Origin of the sequence: Streptomyces sp. 4N509B, assembly GCF_052245655.1 — a bacterium.
Taxonomy (GTDB): domain Bacteria; phylum Actinomycetota; class Actinomycetes; order Streptomycetales; family Streptomycetaceae; genus Streptomyces.
The window spans coordinates 88,412-105,728 of record NZ_JBQQBZ010000028.1; the positions used below are offsets into that span (position 1 = coordinate 88,412).

The following is a 17,317-nucleotide window of genomic DNA, read 5'->3' on the forward strand; positions in this document are numbered from 1 at the left end:
GCCTTCAGGACTCCTGGGTGACGGAGACGAGCACGGCGGCGCCGGGCCCTTCTCCTTCGATCTTCACGGAATAGACGGGGATGGGGCGGGTGGCGGGCAGACCCGAGGGCTTGCCGGTGCGCAGGTCGAAGCTGGAGCCGTGCAGCCAGCACTCGATCTGGCAGTCCTCCACCTCGCCCTCGGAGAGGGAGACGTTCGCGTGGGAGCACGTGTCGCCCACCGCGTAGACCTCGCCCTCGGTGCGGACGACACAGACCGGCGCGCCCTCGACCTCGACGCGCAGCGGGGTGTCCTCCTCCAGCTCGCCGAGCGAGCAGACCTTCGCGAAGGTGGGGGTGCTCATGCGATCGACGCCTCCAGCTCGGCCTCCAGGGTGGCGATGAGCCGCTCCTCCACGTCCGGCACGCCGATCTTCTGGACCAGCTCGGCGAAGAAGCCGCGCACCACCAGGCGGCGCGCCTCGGAGGCGGGGATGCCGCGGGACATCAGGTAGAACAGCTGCTCGTCCTCGAACCGGCCGGTCGCCGAGGCGTGGCCGGCGCCGAGGATCTCGCCGGTCTCGATCTCCAGGTTCGGCACGGAGTCGACGCGGGCGCCGTCGGTGAGGACGAGGTTGCGGTTGAGCTCGTAGGTGTCGGTGCCGGTGGCGGCGGAGCGGATCACCACGTCGCCGATCCACACCGCGTGCGCCCGCTCGCCCTGGAGGGCGCCCTTGTAGGCGACGTTGCTGCGGCAGTTCGGGGCGTCGTGGTCCACGAGGAGGCGGTGCTCCTGGTGCTGGCCGTCGTCGGTGAAGTACAGCCCGTACAGCTCCGCCTCGCCGCCCGGCCCCGCGAAGCTCACCCGGGGGTGGATGCGGACCACGTCGCCGCCGAAGGTGACGATGACGGAGCGGAACGTGGCGTCGCGGCCCACCAGCGCGTTGTGCTGGGAGCAGTGCACCGCCGTGTCGTCCCAGTCCTGCACGGAGACGACGGTCACCTTGGCGCCGTCGCCGAGGACGAACTCGACGTTGGCGGCGCGGGTGGCGGAGCCGGTGTGGTCGATGACGAAGACGGCCTCGGCGAAGTCACCCACCTCGAAGACGGTGTGCCCGAAGGTCACCCCGCCCTCGCCGTGCAGGGTGAGGCGGACCGGCTCGGCCAGGACCGCCTCCTTGGGCACGGAGATGACCGTGGCCTTCTCGAAGGAGCTGAACGCCTGGGCGGCGACCCGGTCCACCGGGGTGCCCGCCCGGCCGACGCGCGGGTCGTCGCGGCCGACGGACTCCAGCGTCACGCCCTCGGGCGCGGAGAACTCGACCTTGACGGAGCCGGACGCGACGGCGGTGCCGTCGTGCAGCCCCCTCAGGCGCTCCAGCGGGGTGAAGCGCCACTCCTCCTCCCGACCGTGCGGCACGGGGAAGTCCGCCACGTCGAAGGAGGGCGGTGCGCTCATCCGGGTGGCGACGCTGGATTCGGCAGCCCCCCGGACGGCAACCGCCACCGGGCCGCCCGCGCTGGAGCCGGCCGGCATGCTCTGGGCCTTGGCCATGGGTCTCGTCGTGCTCACTCTCTTGGGTCTGGTGGGTCGGGTCTGGACGGGGTCGGAAGGACCCGGGGCACTCTCCCACCCTGGGCTCGCCCCGGGCTCGAACGGCTCTGCCTAGCCGACGGCGCCCTCCATCTGCAGCTCGATCAGGCGGTTCAGTTCCAGGGCGTACTCCATCGGCAGCTCCTTGGCGATCGGCTCGACGAAGCCACGCACGATCATGGCCATCGCCTCGTCCTCGCTCAGGCCACGGCTCATCAGGTAGAACAGCTGGTCGTCGCTCACCTTGGAGACGGTCGCCTCGTGGCCCATCGTGACGTCGTCCTCGCGGACGTCGACGTACGGGTAGGTGTCCGAGCGCGAGACCGTGTCCACCAGCAGCGCGTCGCAGAGCACGTTCGACTTCGAGCCCTCGGCGCCCTCACCGATCTCGATCAGGCCGCGGTAGGAGGTGCGACCGCCGCCGCGGGCCACCGACTTGGAGACGATGTTCGAGGAGGTGCGCGGCGCCATGTGCACCATCTTGGCGCCGGCGTCCTGGTGCTGGCCCTCGCCGGCGAAGGCGATGGAGAGCGTCTCGCCCCTGGCGTGCTCGCCCATGAGGTACACCGCCGGGTACTTCATCGTCACCTTGGAGCCGATGTTCCCGTCGATCCACTCCATGGTGGCGCCCTCGTAGGCCACGGCGCGCTTGGTCACCAGGTTGTAGACGTTGTTCGACCAGTTCTGGATGGTCGTGTACCGGCAGCGGGCGTTCTTCTTGACGATGATCTCGACGACGGCCGAGTGCAGCGAGTCCGACTGGTAGATCGGGGCGGTGCAGCCCTCGACGTAGTGCACGTACGCGCCCTCGTCGACGATGATCAGGGTCCGCTCGAACTGGCCCATGTTCTCGGTGTTGATCCGGAAGTACGCCTGGAGCGGGATCTCCACGTGCACGCCCTTCGGCACGTAGATGAACGAGCCGCCGGACCAGACCGCGGTGTTCAGCGCGGCGAACTTGTTGTCACCGGCGGGGATCACCGTGCCGAAGTACTCCTGGAAGAGCTCCGGGTGCTCCTTCAGGCCCGTGTCGGTGTCGAGGAAGATGACGCCCTGCTCCTCGAGGTCCTCACGGATCTTGTGGTAGACGACCTCCGACTCGTACTGCGCCGCGACGCCGGCCACCAGCCGCTGCTTCTCGGCCTCGGGGATGCCGAGCCTGTCGTAGGTGTTCTTGATGTCCTCGGGCAGGTCCTCCCAGGTCTGGGCCTGCTTCTCGGTGGACCGCACGAAGTACTTGATGTTGTCGAAGTCGATGTCGCTGAGGTCGGCGCCCCAGTTCGGCATGGGCTTCTTGCCGAAGAGCTTCAGGCCCTTCATCCGCAGGCGGAGCATCCAGTCCGGCTCGGACTTCTTGGCCGAGATGTCGCGGACGACCTCCTCCGACAGGCCACGTCGCGCCGCGGCGCCTGCGGCGTCCGAGTCGGCCCAGCCGTACTCGTAGGTGCCCAGCCCCTCAAGCTCGGGGTGGGCGGTCTCCGTGGGGCTCGTCATGCGGGGTTCCTCCCGGCGGTACGTGCGGATGCGGTGTTCTTCATGGGGGGCGCGGTGGGGGTCGTGACGGGTCTGGGCGCGCGCCCCTGGGCGGCCGGCCCGGTGGCGGGCCGCGCGGAGGTCGGGCGGGTGGACGTGGAGCCCGGGGACGCGGGCTCGGGGACGAAGGTCGTGCACACACCGTCGCCGTGGGCGATGGTGGCCAGGCGCTGCACGTGGGTGCCGAGGAGGTGGGAGAAGATCTCCGTCTCCGCCTCGCACAGCTGTGGGAACCGCTCGGCCGCGTGGGCCACGGGGCAGTGGTGCTGGCACAGCTGCTGGCCGCCCGCCGCGGGGGCGGGGGCGTCGCGCGCGGCCGCCGCGAAGCCGTGCCGGGAGAGGGCCTCGGCGAGCGCGCGCGGGCGCTCCTCACGCGGCACCCGCTCCACCAGCGGCCGGTACAGCTCCGCCTGGGCGGCGGCGCGGTCACGGGCGAACGCCATCACGGCGGCGGCGCCGCGCTCCCCGCCGCCCGCGGCGCGCTCGATCCAGCGCAGCGCCTCGACGGCGAGCTGGTCGTACGCCTGGTCGAAGGCGTCCCTGCCGCAGTCGGTGAGGGCGAAGACCTTGGCCGGGCGGCCCCGGCCACGCGTGCCGTACACCCGCTTCTCGCGGGGCTCGACGAGGCCGTCGGCCACGAGCGCGTCGAGGTGACGGCGCACCGCCGGCTGGGTGAGCCCCAGGCGGTCGGCCAGCTGGGCCGCGGTGGACGGGCCGTGGTCGAGAATCGAACGGGCCACGCGCTGGCGTGTCCCGTGCTGCTCCTCGGCTCCGGCGGGCCCGGCGGGCAGACCCACGCCGCCGGTGGCACTCGCGGCCACCGGCGTCACTGGCTGCTCGTCCCGGCTTTTCACAACGTCATTGTTGCCTAATTCGCGGCGGGCGAGCAAGCCGCGTCCTGACCAGCTCGGATGCAGTACATCACACAGGCTTACCTAAGTCGGCGGCCACCGGCGCCGCTCTCCCTTGACGCCGTCCCCCGCCAGGGGCGACGGTTCTGCAAACGCTTACACAGCCTACGCACCCCACCCCCGAGGGAAGGTCCCCATGGCCACCAGGTACGCACTCGTCGGTCTCGGCCACCGTGCACAGCTGTACGTCGACGCCCTGCTGGGCGAGTGGAGCGACGTCGGGGAGATCGTCGCCCTGTGCGACGTCAACCAGACCCGGATGGACTACTACAACGAGCTCGTCACCGCCAGCGGCCGCCGCCCCGTCCCCACCTACCCGCCCGAGCGCTTCGACGAGGTGCTGGAGCGGGCCGACGCCGTGATCGTCACGACCGTCGACGCGACGCACGCGCGCTACGTGTGCGCGGCCCTCGACGCCGGCCGCGACGTCGTCGTGGAGAAGCCGCTGACCATCGACGCCGAGGGCTGCGAGGCGATCCGCGAGGCCGCGGAACGCGCCACGGGCCGGCTCGTGGTCACGTTCAACTACCGGTACTCCCCGCGCAACTCCGCGGTCCGCGAGCTGCTGGCCGCCGGCCGCGTGGGCGAGGTGACCTCCGTGCACTTCGAGTGGGTCCTCGACACCATGCACGGCGCCGACTACTTCCGCCGCTGGCACCGCGACCGGTCCTCCTCGGGCGGCCTGCTGGTACACAAGTCCACCCACCACTTCGACCTGGTCAACTGGTGGCTGCGCGCCGCGCCGGAGCTCGTCGCCGCACAGGCCGACCTCCGCTTCTACGGCGAGGAGAACGCCCACGCCCGCGGCCTGACCGCCCGCCCGGCGCGGTCCAAGGGCGCCCCGGGCCTGGGCAGCGACCCGTTCCTGTTCGACCTCTCCGCCGACCCCCGGCTGGCCCGCCTCTACCTCGACGCCGAGCACGAGGACGGCTACGTCCGCGACCAGGACGTCTTCGCTCCGGGCATCACCATCGACGACTCCATGGCGGTCCTGGTCCGCTACGACAACCGCGCGCTGCTGACGTACTCCCTCACCGCCTACGCGCCCTTCGAGGGGTACCGGGTGGCGTTCAACGGCACCGAGGGCCGCCTGGAGCTGGAGGTCTGCGAGCGCGCCTTCACCTCACCGCAGGCCGCGGTCGACCCGAGCGCCACCCCGGAGGAGGAGGGCGAGCTCTCCTGGGAGCGGATCACGCTCCAGCGCCACTGGCACAGGCCGGAGGAGATCCCCATCCCGCAGGGTGAGGGCGGCCACGGCGGCGGGGACCGGCTGATGCTCGACGACGTCTTCCGCGGCCCCGGCGACGACCCGCTGGGCCGGCCCGCCGGCTACCTTGACGGGATACGCAGCGTGCTCGTGGGCGCCGCGGCGAACCTCTCGGCGGCCAGCGGGCGGACGGTGCGGCTGACCGACGACGGCACCCGACTGGCGGAGTAAGGGAGAGCAAGCGCTTGCCATCCGGGGCCATGCCGAGAGCCGCGGGGCGGCCCGACAGGGGCTCGTAGACTCTCGTTCCATGCGCAACGCTCAGCCCGCGCCGGCCGTCGAGGCCGTCGGCCTCGTCCTGCGGTACGGCCGCACGACGGCGGTGGACGGCCTCGACCTCACGGCCCGGCGGGGGACGGTGACGGCCGTCCTCGGCCCGAACGGCGCGGGCAAGACCAGCACGATCGAGGCGTGCGAGGGGTACCGCAGGCCCCACGCGGGGCACCTGCGGGTGCTGGGCCTGGATCCGGTGGCCGACGCCGCCGCGCTGCGGCCCCGGATCGGCGTGATGCTCCAGGACGGCGGGATCTACCCGGGGGTGCGGGCGACGGAGATGCTCCGCCACGTCGCCCGCCTCCACGCCCACCCGCTCGACGTGACCGAGCTCGCCGAGCGGCTCGGCCTCGGCTCCTGCGGGCGCACCCCCTACCGGCGGCTCTCCGGCGGCCAGCGGCGGCGGCTGGCACTGGCGCTGGCCGTGGTCGGCCGGCCCGAGCTGGTCTTCCTCGACGAGCCCACCGCCGGCCTCGACCCGCAGGCCAGGCACGCCGCCTGGCAGCTCGTGCGGGAGCTGCGGGCCGACGGCGTGAGCGTGGTGGTGACCACCCACCTGATGGACGAGGCCGAGGAGCTGGCGGACGAGGTCGCCATCGTCGACGCCGGCCGGGTGATCGCCCACGGCAGCCCGGCGGAGCTGTGTCGGAGCGGTCCGGGGGACACACTGCGCTTCACCGGCCGCGCCGGGCTCGACATCGCCTCGCTGCGGGCGGCGCTGCCGTCGGGCAGCGAGGTCGCCGAGCCCGAGCCGGGGTCCTACCGGGTCACGGGCGAGGTCAGCCCGCGTCTGCTGGCCACGGTGACCGCGTGGTGCGCCCAGCACGGGGTGCTGCCCGACCGGATCACCACGCGGCGGCACACGCTGGAGGACGTCTTCCTCGAACTGACGGGCAGGGAGCTGCGGCCATGACGACGGCGTCCGAGCACCACGGCGCCGGGGCGCGCCGGGAGACGGCCGCTCCCGCGGCGGAGACGTCCGGCGGGGAGCCGGCCCCCGAGGCGGCTTCCGAGACGGCCCCCGAGGCGGCTTCCGAGACGGCTTCCGGGGCGGCTTCCGAGCGCCCCGCCGGGTCCGGCCGGTTCGCGCCCCGTCCCGGGGCGGCCCCGCTGGCCCGGATGATCGCCGCCCAGGCGGCGCTGGAGACCCGGATGCTGCTGCGCCACGGCGAGCAGCTGCTGCTGACGATCGTCATCCCGACACTGCTGCTGGCCTTCTTCAGCACCGTGGACGTCATGGACAGCGTGGACAGCGGCCCCGGCGGGCGCGTGGACTTCCTCGCCCCGGGCGTGCTGGCCCTCGCGGTGCTCTCCACCGCCTTCACCGGCCAGGCCATCGCCACCGGCTTCGAGCGGCGCTACGGCGTCCTGAAGCGGCTGGCGGTCTCGCCGCTGCCGCGCTGGGCGCTGCTCGGCGGCAAGACCGGGGCGGTGCTCGTCACCCTGGTGCTCCAGACGGCGCTGCTGTCGGGGGTGGCCCTGGCCCTGGGCTGGTCGCCGCGGGGCAACCCGCTGGCCGTCGCGGCGCTGCTGCTCCTGGGCACCGCCGCGTGCAGCGGGCTCGGTCTGCTGATGGCGGGGACGCTGCGCGCCGAGGCGACGCTGGCCTGGGCCAACCTGGTCTTCGTGCTCCTGCTCTTCGGCGGCGGCGTGATCGTTCCGCTGGCGGAGTTCCCCGGGCCGGTCCGCGAGGCGCTGGAGCTGCTGCCGCTGGCCGCGCTCTCCGACGGCCTGCGCGCGGTCCTCCAGGAGGGCGCGGCCATGCCGTGGGGCGAGGCGGGGCTGCTCACGCTGTGGGCCGCGCTCGGCCTCGCGGCGGCGGCCCGTTTCTTCCGCTGGGAGTGAGGGGTGCGGGCCGCGGGGGAAGCACGGGGCGCACGCGCCCGAGGGTGAGGTCCACCACGGTGTGCCCCGCACGGCACCCCGGCTTCGTGAAACGGTGCACAAGCCGCCTACGATGAGCGGGTGCTGACCGCCACCCTGACCGCGCTGCGAAACCCGCTCGCCTTCGTCGCCGCCCGCTGGACGCCCCGACCGCGCACCGTGCGCCGCGCGGCGCTCACCGCGCTGGTGATGAGCGTCATCATCGTCGTGACCGGGGGCGCGGTCCGGCTCACCGGCTCCGGCCTGGGCTGCGAGACGTGGCCGAAGTGCACCGACGACAGCCTGGTGACCACCTCGGAGATGGGGGTCCACGGGCTGATCGAGTTCTCCAACCGGATGATGTCGTACGTGGTCAGCGCCGCGGTCGGCTGGTTCATCGTCGCGGCACGGTCCGCGAAGCCGCGCCGGCGCGCCCTCACCCGCCTGGGGTGGGCGCAGTTCTGGGTGGTGATGAGCAACGCGCTGATCGGCGGCGTCACCGTGCTCACGGAGCTCAACCCGTACATCGTCGCGGCCCACTTCCTGGCCGCCATGGCGCTGCTCGCGGTGACGACGATGGCGTGGGTGCGCACGCGTGAGGGCGACGCTCCGCCCCGCCCGCTGGTCGGCGTCCCGACGCGCCGGGCCGTCGTCGCCCTCACGGTGGCGACCGGGGCGCTGCTGGTCGTGGGCACCGCCGTGACCGGCAGCGGACAGCACGCGGGGGACGACGGCGACATCGAGCGGATGCCGTTCGACTGGGAGACCGTGACCCGGGTGCACTCCGCGCTCGCCTGGGCGGTCGTGCTGGGCACGCTCGCGGTGTGGCTGATGCTGCGGGTGATGGACGCGCCGCCCGGCCCGCGGGGCCGGCTGCGCGAGCTGCTGGCGCTGCTCGTGGCCCAGGGGGCCATCGGGTACACGCAGTACGCCCTCGACGAGCCGGAGTGGCTGGTCGCCCTGCACCTGCTCGGCTCCACCCTGGTGTGGGTGGCGGTGCTGCGGCTGCTGTACGCGACCCGTGACCGCGGCGGCGAGCAGCCGTCGCCGGACACCGCCCCGACGCTGCCCGCGGACGCGGACACCACGACGGACGCGGACACCGGGGCCCACGCGTCCGAGGCCGCGTCCGCCTCGTCCGCCGCGCAGGTCTCGGCGCCGGCCGGCCGCTGACGGCCGGCGCGCCCTCACTCGACCGCACCCTCACTCGACCGCGTCCCCCTCGACGCGCTCACGCCGCCCCGCGGCCTCTCCCCCGCCCGTGTCGTCCCCGCCCGTGTCGTCCGGCCGCCCACCCACCAGGGCGCCCCTCCACCGGCTCACCCGTGAGGCCGCCGGACGCCGCCCCCTGATCCTCAAGGGGGTGACGGGGCGGCCGCGCGGACCTGACGCCCGTCGCGCGGGGCGGGTGGGTCAGGCCGCGGCCGAGCCGGGCCGGGTGCCGCCCGCGCCGAGCTGGCTGCCGGCCATCCGCCGCCACTCGTAGGGCCCGGTCCGCACGCGGCCGGAGAGCTCGCCGTCGAAGTCCTCGCGCAGGGCGATACCGGCCCGCTCCGCCGCCTCGGTGAGCGCCTCGCGGCGCGGGTCCACCACGTCGCCCCAGGCGCCGTCCGAGCCGACGAGCACCAGCCGGTACCCGCGGGCCCCCAGGTAGGAGACCTGGCCCTCGGCCGTGCCGCCGTGCGCGGTGGCGAATCGGGCCAGGCGTCTGCTCAGCCGCCCGACGTGCCGCGTCTGCCGCGTGCGCGGCGCGGCCCCGTCCGCGTCGGGCGTGGGGCCGGATGTGGACTCGGATGGGGGCTCGGACGCCGAGGCCGCGCCGTCGCCGTCGCCGTGTGTGTCGCTGTCGGTCATGCCCGCATGCTATGCGCCCGCACCGACACGGGCCCGTCCGGACGTCGGGGCGAACGCCCTCAGCGCAGGAACGGGTCGACGGCGACGGCGAGGAAGAGCAGCGAGACGTAGGTGATGGAGTAGTGGAAGAGCCGCATCTCCTTCAACCGGGCGCCGCTGAGCCCGGCGCGCGCCCGCGCCCGCAGGCCGTAGGCCTCCCACAGCCACCACGTCCCGGCGGCGGTCGCGACCAGGGGGTAGAACCAGCCGACGTAGCCCAGCGGCCACAGCAGCAGGGAGACGCCGACCATCAGCCAGCTGTAGGCCACGATCTGCCGGGCCACCACCGTGTTCGCCGCGACGACCGGCAGCATCGGCACCCCGACGCGCGCGTAGTCGTCCTTGACCTTCATCGACAGCGGCCAGTAGTGCGGTGGCGTCCAGAAGAAGATGACGAGGAAGAGGATGACGGCGGCCCAGGAGACCGAGCCTGTCACCGAGGACCAGCCGATGAGCACCGGCATGCAGCCCGCGATCCCGCCCCACACGATGTTCTGCGCGGTGCGCCGCTTGAGCCCCATCGTGTACACCACGACGTAGAACAGCAGCGCCCCCAGGGAGAGCCCGGCCGAGGCCCAGTTCACCGTCAGTCCGAACCAGGCGGTGGAGACCACCGCCAGGGTGAGGCCGAAGGTCAGGCACTCCCACGGACGGACCAGGCCGGTCACCAGCGGCCGGCCCGAGGTGCGGTGCATCTGCGCGTCGATGTCGCGGTCGAGGAACATGTTCAGCGCGTTGGCGCCGCCCGCCGAGAGGTACCCGCCCAGGCAGGTGGCGAACACGAGCCACAGGTCGGGCACGCCCTCCTCGGCCAGGAACATGACCGGGACGGTGGTGATGAGCAGCAGCTCGATGATCCGCGGCTTGGTCAGCGCGACGAAGCCGAGGACGCGTTCCCGGGCGGTCCACCGCCGGGCACCCTGGCCTGCCGGGGGCCCGACGGATGACAGCCCGGAGGTCTCGGCCACGGGACGGGGTTCGACGGCCGTCACGGACACCTCTGCTCATGCGTGGGAAGCGGCTGGCGCTGCGGGCAAGTGGCGGGCGCCCGACCAGCGAAGAGGGCTGGCTGAGAGCTCGCACCGTACCCCGTCACTCTAGACGCCCGGCTCCCGCCGTCCGTCGCCGGGGCCACTCCGACCACGCGCGTGGTCGGCAACGGTAGGCTCGGTCACGCCCCGGTATGCGCCAGAACCGGCAGCGTGGCCGGCGCCCCGCAACCCGGCACAGACCGTACAGACCCGTTGTCCCCGTCACCCGCCCCACGGCCTGACGCGGCCTGATGCAACGCGGAGAGGAGCCCTGACTCAGGGTGAGCACCAAGCCGATCACCTCCACCCCGGACACCACCGCTCTCGACTGGAGCGAGCTCGACGACCGGGCCGTCGACACCGCCCGCGTCCTGGCCATGGACGCCGTCCAGAAGGTCGGCAACGGCCATCCGGGCACGGCCATGAGCCTGGCACCCGCGGCGTACCTCGTCTTCCAGAAGCTGCTGCGCCACAACCCGGCCGACCCCGCGTGGAGCGGCCGCGACCGCTTCGTGCTGTCCGTGGGCCACAGCAGCCTCACGCTCTACGTCCAGCTCTTCCTCGCCGGGTACGGCCTGGAGCTGGATGATCTGAAGTCCTTCCGCACCTGGGGCTCGCGCACGCCTGGACACCCCGAATACGGGCACACGGTGGGCGTGGAGACCACGACGGGCCCGCTCGGGCAGGGCATCGGCAACGCGGTGGGCATGGCCATGGCCGCCCGGTACGAGCGGGGCCTGTTCGACCCCGAGGCCGCGCCGGGCACCTCCCCGTTCGACCACACCGTCTGGGTCTTCGCCGGGGACGGCTGCCTCCAGGAGGGCGTGGCCGCCGAGGCCGCCTCGCTCGCCGGTCACCAGAAGCTGGGCAACCTGGTCCTGCTCTACGACGACAACCACATCTCCATCGAGGGCGACACCGAGACCGCCTTCTCCGAGGACGTGCTGAAGCGGTTCGAGGCGTACGGCTGGCACACCCAGCGCGTCGCCCCGAAGGAGAACGGCGACCTCGACCCGCGGGCGCTGCACGAGGCCTTCCTGGCGGCGCGCGCCGAGACGGGCCGCCCCTCGATCATCGCGGCCCGCTCCATCATCGCCTGGCCCGCGCCGAACGCCCAGAACACCGAGGCGGCCCACGGCTCGGCCCTCGGCGCGGACGAGGTCGCCGCGACCAAGCGGGTCCTCGGCCTCGACCCCGAGCGCCACTTCGACGTCGCCGAGGACGTGCTCGCCCACACCCGGCGGGCCGTGGAGCGCGGCACGGCGGCGCAGGCCGCCTGGGACAAGCAGCTCGCGACGTGGCGGCAGGAGAACCCGGAGCGGGCCGCGGAGTTCGACAGGATCCGCGCCGGGCGGCTGCCCGAGGGCTGGGAGAAGGCGCTGCCGGTCTTCGACGTCGGCGGCCAGGTCGCCACGCGGAAGGCGTCCGGCGGCGTGCTGACGGCGCTGGGCGGCGTCGTCCCCGAGCTGTGGGGCGGCTCCGCCGACCTCGCGGGGTCGAACAACACCACGATCGACGCCTCGTCCTCCTTCCTCCCGGCCGACAACCCCCTCCCCGAGGCGGACCCGTACGGCCGCACCATCCACTTCGGCATCCGCGAACACGCCATGGGCTCGGCGATGAACGGCATCGCCCTCCACGGCAACACCCGCGTCTACGGCGGCACCTTCCTCGTCTTCTCGGACTACATGCGCCCGGCCGTCCGGCTCGCCGCGCTGATGAACCTTCCGGTGACGTACGTCTGGACGCACGACTCCATCGGCCTGGGCGAGGACGGGCCGACCCACCAGCCCGTGGAGCACCTCGCGGCGCTGCGGACGATCCCGGGCCTGAACGTGGTCCGTCCCGCCGACGCGAACGAGACCACGATCGCCTGGCGGGAGATCCTGCGCCGCAACGACGCGCCCCACGCCCTGGCCCTCAGCCGGCAGAACCTGCCCACCTACGAGCCGAACGAGGGGACGGCGCTCGGCGGATACGTCCACACCGAGGCCGAGGGCGGCGCGCCGCGCGTGATCCTGATCGGCACGGGCTCGGAGGTGCAGCTGGCCGTGGCCGCCCGCGAGCAGCTCCAGGCCGAGGGCGTGCCCACCCGTGTGGTGTCCATGCCGTGCGTGGAGTGGTTCGAGGCGCAGGAGCGGGCGTACCGGGACCAGGTGCTGCCGCCGAACGTGCGGGCCCGTGTGGCGGTCGAGGCGGGCGTCGGCGTGACGTGGCACCGGTACGTCGGTGAGGCTGGTTCCGTGGTGTCGCTGGAACACTTCGGTGCCTCCGCGGACCACACGACGCTGTACCGCGAGTTCGGTATCACGCCGGAGGCGGTGGCCCAGGCCGCCCGGGAATCCCTGACCGCAGCCGAGCGCTGATCCATGAGAGACCAACGAGCAGGAGACGCGATTGCCATGACCGACGCACTCAAGCGCCTCACAGGGGAGGGTGTCGCGATCTGGCTGGACGATCTGTCGCGCAAGCGCATCACGTCCGGCGACCTGGGCGAGCTGCTGGACCAGCAGCACGTCGTGGGTGTGACGACCAACCCCGCCATCTTCCAGAAGGCCATCTCCGGGGGCGACGGCTACGAACAGCAGCTGGCCGACCTCGCCGCGCGCAGGGTCACCGTCGAGGAGGCCCTGCGGATGATCACCACCGCGGACGTCCGCGACGCCGCCGACGTGCTGCGTCCGGTGTACGAGGCGACCGGTGGCCTCGACGGCCGGGTCTCGATCGAGGTCGACCCGCGGCTCGCCCACAACACGCACGCCACCGTCGCCGAGGCCAAGCAGCTGGCCTGGCTGGTGGACCGGCCCAACACGTTCATCAAGATCCCCGCCACCGAGGCCGGGCTGCCCGCGATCACCGAGGTCATCGGCCGGGGCATCAGCGTCAACGTGACGCTGATCTTCTCCCTCCAGCGGTACCGCGCGGTGATGGACGCCTACATGGCCGGCCTGGAGAAGGCGAAGGCCGCGGGCCTGGAGCTCTCCCGGATCTACTCGGTGGCGTCGTTCTTCGTCTCCCGGGTGGACACAGAGGTGGACAAGCGGCTGGACGCCCTGGGCACCGAGGAGGCCGCGGCGCTGCGGGGCAGGGCCGCGGTCGCCAACGCGCGCCTGGCGTACCAGGCGTACGAGGAGGTCACCGCCGGTGACCGCTGGCAGGCGCTGGCCCGCGCCGGCGCGAACCCGCAGCGTCCGCTGTGGGCCTCCACGGGCGTGAAGGACGAGCGGTACCCCGACACCCTCTACGTCACGGAGCTGGTCGCGCCGGGCACGGTCAACACCATGCCCGAGGCGACGCTCCAGGCGACGGAGGACCACGGCCAGATCTCCGGCGACACGGTCCGTGGCACCTACGAGCAGGCGCGCGCCGACCTCGACGCGCTGGAGAAGGTCGGCATCTCCTACGACGAGGTGGTGGCGCTGCTGGAGGAGGAGGGCGTGGAGAAGTTCGAGTCCGCGTGGAACTCCCTCCTGGACTCCACTCAAGCGGAACTTAAGCGTCTCGCATCCACCTCGGGAGAGGCTTAGGGCTCGTGACGACCAACCCCCTGCGCGACGCCAGGGACAGGCGACTGCCGAGGATCGCCGGCCCCTCGGGGCTGGTGATCTTCGGCGTCACCGGTGACCTGTCCCGGAAGAAGCTGATGCCGGCCGTCTACGACCTCTCCAACCGAGGTCTCCTCCCGCCTGGTTTCTCGCTCGTGGGCTTCGCCCGCCGCGACTGGGCGCACGAGGACTTCGCGCAGGTCGTCCACGACTCGGTGAAACGGTACGCCCGCACCCCGTTCCGCGAGGAGGTGTGGCGCCAGCTGTCCGAGGGGATGCGGTTCGTCCCCGGCGCCTTCGACGACGACGACGCGTTCACCACGTTGCGGTCCACCGTCGAGGAGCTGGACAAGGAGCGTGGCACCGGCGGCAACTTCGCCTTCTACCTGTCGGTGCCGCCGAAGTACTTCCCCACGGTGGTGCGGCAGCTCCGCAGGCACGGGCTGTCGCAGGCGCCGCCCGGGTCGTGGCGGCGGGCGGTGATCGAGAAGCCCTTCGGGCACGACCTGGCCTCCGCGCAGGAGCTCAACCAGATCGTCCACGAGGTGTTCACGCCCGAGGAGGTCTTCCGGATCGACCACTACCTCGGCAAGGAGACCGTCCAGAACATCCTGGCGCTGCGCTTCGCGAACACGATGTTCGAGCCGATCTGGAACCGCTCCTACGTGGACCACGTGCAGATCACCATGGCGGAGGACATCGGCATCGGCGGCAGGGCCGGGTACTACGACGGCATCGGCGCGGCCCGTGACGTCATCCAGAACCACCTCCTGCAGCTGCTGGCCCTCACCGCCATGGAGGAGCCCTCCGCCTTCGACGCCGAGTCCCTCGTCACCGAGAAGCTGAAGGTCCTGCGGGCCGTGCGGCTGCCGTCGAACCTGGCCCGTCACACCGTCCGCGGCCAGTACACGGCCGGCTGGCAGGGGGGCGAGAAGGTCCTCGGGTACCTCGACGAGGACGGCATCGACCGGGGCTCCACCACCGACACCTACGCGGCGGTCCGCCTGGAGGTCGACAACCGGCGCTGGGCGGGCGTCCCGTTCTACCTGCGCACCGGCAAGCGGCTCGGACGCCGGGTCACCGAGATCGCGGTCGTCTTCCAGCGGGCGCCGTACTCCCCGTTCAACGCGACCGACACCCAGGAGCTCGGCCGCAACGCGCTGGTCATCCGGGTCCAGCCCGACGAGGGCGTCACCGTCCGCTTCGGCTCCAAGGTGCCCGGCACACAGATGGAGATCAGGGACGTGACGATGGACTTCGCCTACGGCGAGTCCTTCACCGAGTCCAGTCCCGAGGCGTACGAGCGGCTCCTGCTGGACGTCCTGCTCGGCGACGCCAACCTCTTCCCCCGGCACCAGGAGGTGGAGCGCTCCTGGGAGATCCTCGACCCGGTGGAGGAGTTCTGGGCACGGGCCGGCAGGCCCGAGCCGTACACGGCCGGCACGTGGGGGCCGAAGGCGGCGGACGACATGCTCGCACGCGACGGACGGAGCTGGCGGCGGCCATGAACATCGACCTGACGGACACCACCTCGGGCCGGATCAACGCGGCGCTGGTCCGGGCACGACGCGCGGCCGGCACCCCGGCCGTCGGCATGGTGCTGACGCTGGTGATCGTCACCGACGAGGCCCACCACTACGACGCGGTGAAGGCGGCGAGCGAGGCCTCCACCGAACACCCCGCCCGCATCCTCGCGGTGATCAAGCGGCCGGGCCGCTCGCCGCGGAAGCGGGCGGCGGCGCGGCTGGACGCCGAGGTGCGGGTCGCCGGCGAGTCCGGGACCGGCGAGACGGTCCTGCTGCGGCTCCACGGCGAGCTGGCCGATCACGCCCACAGCGTGGTGCTGCCGCTGCTGCTGCCGGACGCGCCGGTGGTGGTGTGGTGGCCCGAGGAGCCGCCGCCGCACCCGGCGGACGACCTGCTGGGGGCGTTGGCGCAGCGGCGCATCACGGACGCCTCGACGGCGGAGGACCCGGTGGCCGCGCTCGGCGTCCGGGCCAACGCCTACTCCCCCGGCGACACCGACCTGGCATGGACCAGGGTCACGCCGTGGCGCAGCGTGCTGGCGGCGGCGCTGGACCAGAAGCCGGACGCCGTGATCAGGCGGGCGACGGTCGAGGGCGAGGGGCAGAACCCGAGCGTGGAGCTGCTCGGCATGTGGCTGGCCGAGCGGCTGTCGGTCCCCGTGGAGCGGGCCACCTCCGACGGCCCCGGCATCACGGCGGTCCGGCTGGCCACCGAGGACGGCGAGATCTGCCTGGACCGCGCCGACGGGACGCTGGCGACGCTGGGGGTGCCGGGCCAGCCGGACCGCGGCGTGGCGCTGCACCGGCGGATGACGGCCGAGCTGATCGCCGAGGAGCTGCGGCGCCTCGACCCGGACGAGGCGTACGCGCACGCGGTCCGGTTCGGCGTCGGGCGGCTGCGGGTGCCCGCCGGGAAGGGCGCCGCGCTCGCCGGGGCCTCCTCCCAGGAGACATCGGGGAGCGCGTCGGGCGGGTCCACGACGGACGGGGCCCCGGGCGGCGCGCCGAGGAGCGCCGCGAAGAGCGCGGCCGGGAGCGGCGCGGGCCGCAGGGCCGGAGGTGGCGCGTCGTGACGGCCGCCCCCCTCCGGGTGGTCCACCGCGACAAGGAGCTGATGGCGCACGCCGCCGCGGCCCGGCTGGTCACGACCCTGGTGGACGCCCAGACCGCCCGCGGCACCGCCTCGGTGGTGCTGACGGGCGGGCGCAACGGCAACGGGCTGCTGGCCGCGCTGGCTGCCTCGCCGGCACGGGACGCCGTGGACTGGGGGCGCCTCGACGTCTGGTGGGGCGACGAGCGCTTCCTGCCGGACGGCGACGCGGAGCGTAACCACACCCAGGCCCGCCGGGCGCTGCTGGACGCCGTCCCGCTCGACCCGGCGCGGGTCCACGTGATGGCCCCCTCCGACGGGCCGTACGGCGACGACCCCGAGGCCGCCGCCGCGGCCTACGCGGACCAGGTGGCCGCCGCGCCGGCCCCGTTCGACGTGGTGCTGCTGGGCGTGGGCCCCGACACGCACGTCGCCTCACTCTTCCCGGGCCATCCGGCGCTGCGGGAGTCCGAGCGGCTGGCCGTCGCGGTCCGCGAGGCGCCGAAGCCGCCGCCGACCCGGGTCAGCCTCACGCTGCTCGCGATCCGCTCGGCGCGCGAGGTGTGGCTGATCGCGGCGGGCGAGGACAAGGCCAAGGCCGCCGCCCTGGCCCTGGCGGGCGAGGGCGGCGACGCCACGCCCGCGGCGGCCGCGCGGGGCGTGGAGCGCACGCTGTGGCTGCTGGACCGGGCGGCGGCGGCCGAGTTGCCCGGCCCGGGGCAGCGGGCCGACCAGGACTAGCGGACCGGCCAGGGCTGGCGGGGGCCCACCGGGCCCGGACCAAAACAGAAAAACAAGGGGGGGGCCGGGAGG

The 17,317-nt window shown here is 73.3% G+C and carries 15 protein-coding genes; 9 read left to right on the top strand and 6 right to left on the bottom strand.

Annotated elements, in window-relative coordinates; translation table 11 throughout:
• Positions 1-4: 4 nt before the first annotated feature.
• The 4 genes from ACTWP5_RS23370 to ACTWP5_RS23385 all read right to left on the bottom strand — a co-directional run bounded on the left by ACTWP5_RS23370 (position 5) and on the right by ACTWP5_RS23385 (position 3,926).
• Positions 5-343 (bottom strand): non-heme iron oxygenase ferredoxin subunit, encoded by a 339-nt coding sequence (locus ACTWP5_RS23370; RefSeq protein WP_443223036.1) that lies wholly within the window; start codon positions 341-343, stop codon positions 5-7.
• Complete coding sequence (gene sufD / locus ACTWP5_RS23375; RefSeq protein WP_443223037.1) at positions 340-1,533, bottom strand: Fe-S cluster assembly protein SufD; 1,194 nt, start codon at positions 1,531-1,533, stop codon at positions 340-342. Before sufD ends, ACTWP5_RS23370 begins: the two co-directional genes overlap by 4 nt.
• Before the next feature lie 111 nt (positions 1,534-1,644).
• The gene (gene sufB / locus ACTWP5_RS23380; protein WP_443223038.1) at positions 1,645-3,066 is read right to left on the bottom strand and encodes a Fe-S cluster assembly protein SufB; all 1,422 of its coding nucleotides are present in this window, start codon (positions 3,064-3,066) and stop codon (positions 1,645-1,647) included.
• Complete coding sequence (locus ACTWP5_RS23385) at positions 3,063-3,926, bottom strand: helix-turn-helix transcriptional regulator (protein ID WP_443223053.1); 864 nt, start codon at positions 3,924-3,926, stop codon at positions 3,063-3,065. Before ACTWP5_RS23385 ends, sufB begins: the two co-directional genes overlap by 4 nt.
• A gap of 226 nt (positions 3,927-4,152) precedes the next feature.
• On the opposite strand from ACTWP5_RS23385, the gene ACTWP5_RS23390 reads away from it, so the two are divergent.
• The 4 genes from ACTWP5_RS23390 to ACTWP5_RS23405 all read left to right on the top strand — a co-directional run bounded on the left by ACTWP5_RS23390 (position 4,153) and on the right by ACTWP5_RS23405 (position 8,592).
• On the top strand, positions 4,153-5,454 hold the full coding sequence (locus ACTWP5_RS23390; protein WP_443223039.1) for a Gfo/Idh/MocA family oxidoreductase: 1,302 nt from the start codon (positions 4,153-4,155) through the stop codon (positions 5,452-5,454).
• Positions 5,455-5,533: 79 nt separating this feature from the next.
• Complete coding sequence (locus ACTWP5_RS23395; protein ID WP_443223040.1) at positions 5,534-6,469, top strand: ABC transporter ATP-binding protein; 936 nt, start codon at positions 5,534-5,536, stop codon at positions 6,467-6,469.
• Positions 6,470-6,675: 206 nt separating this feature from the next.
• Positions 6,676-7,401 (top strand): ABC transporter permease, encoded by a 726-nt coding sequence (locus ACTWP5_RS23400; RefSeq protein WP_443223054.1) that lies wholly within the window; start codon positions 6,676-6,678, stop codon positions 7,399-7,401.
• A gap of 123 nt (positions 7,402-7,524) precedes the next feature.
• A complete protein-coding gene (locus ACTWP5_RS23405) occupies positions 7,525-8,592 on the top strand; it encodes a COX15/CtaA family protein (protein WP_443223055.1) in 1,068 nt (355 codons plus the stop codon).
• 240 nt (positions 8,593-8,832) lie between these two features.
• On the opposite strand, the gene ACTWP5_RS23410 is transcribed toward ACTWP5_RS23405, so the two are convergent.
• Positions 8,833-9,273, bottom strand: a complete 441-nt coding sequence (locus tag ACTWP5_RS23410; protein WP_443223041.1) for a hypothetical protein — start codon at positions 9,271-9,273, stop codon at positions 8,833-8,835.
• 59 nt (positions 9,274-9,332) lie between these two features.
• On the bottom strand, positions 9,333-10,262 hold the full coding sequence (locus ACTWP5_RS23415; RefSeq protein WP_443223056.1) for a heme o synthase: 930 nt from the start codon (positions 10,260-10,262) through the stop codon (positions 9,333-9,335).
• Between the two features lie 362 nt (positions 10,263-10,624).
• Between ACTWP5_RS23415 and tkt the strand changes: the two genes are divergently transcribed.
• The 5 genes from tkt to pgl are packed head-to-tail and all read left to right on the top strand — an operon-like array spanning position 10,625 to position 17,245.
• The gene (tkt, locus tag ACTWP5_RS23420) at positions 10,625-12,709 is read left to right on the top strand and encodes a transketolase (RefSeq protein ID WP_443223042.1); all 2,085 of its coding nucleotides are present in this window, start codon (positions 10,625-10,627) and stop codon (positions 12,707-12,709) included.
• Positions 12,710-12,745: 36 nt separating this feature from the next.
• Positions 12,746-13,870, top strand: coding sequence for a transaldolase (gene tal, locus ACTWP5_RS23425; RefSeq protein ID WP_443223043.1), 1,125 nt, complete (start codon positions 12,746-12,748; stop codon positions 13,868-13,870).
• A 5-nt stretch (positions 13,871-13,875) separates the two neighbouring features.
• A complete protein-coding gene (gene zwf, locus ACTWP5_RS23430; protein ID WP_443223044.1) occupies positions 13,876-15,396 on the top strand; it encodes a glucose-6-phosphate dehydrogenase in 1,521 nt (506 codons plus the stop codon).
• Positions 15,393-16,487 (top strand): glucose-6-phosphate dehydrogenase assembly protein OpcA, encoded by a 1,095-nt coding sequence (opcA, locus tag ACTWP5_RS23435; protein ID WP_443223045.1) that lies wholly within the window; start codon positions 15,393-15,395, stop codon positions 16,485-16,487. The genes zwf and opcA overlap by 4 nt, the downstream gene beginning before the upstream one ends.
• A 41-nt stretch (positions 16,488-16,528) precedes the next feature.
• Positions 16,529-17,245, top strand: a complete 717-nt coding sequence (gene pgl / locus ACTWP5_RS23440) for a 6-phosphogluconolactonase (protein ID WP_443223057.1) — start codon at positions 16,529-16,531, stop codon at positions 17,243-17,245.
• The last annotated feature ends 72 nt before the right edge of the window (positions 17,246-17,317 follow it).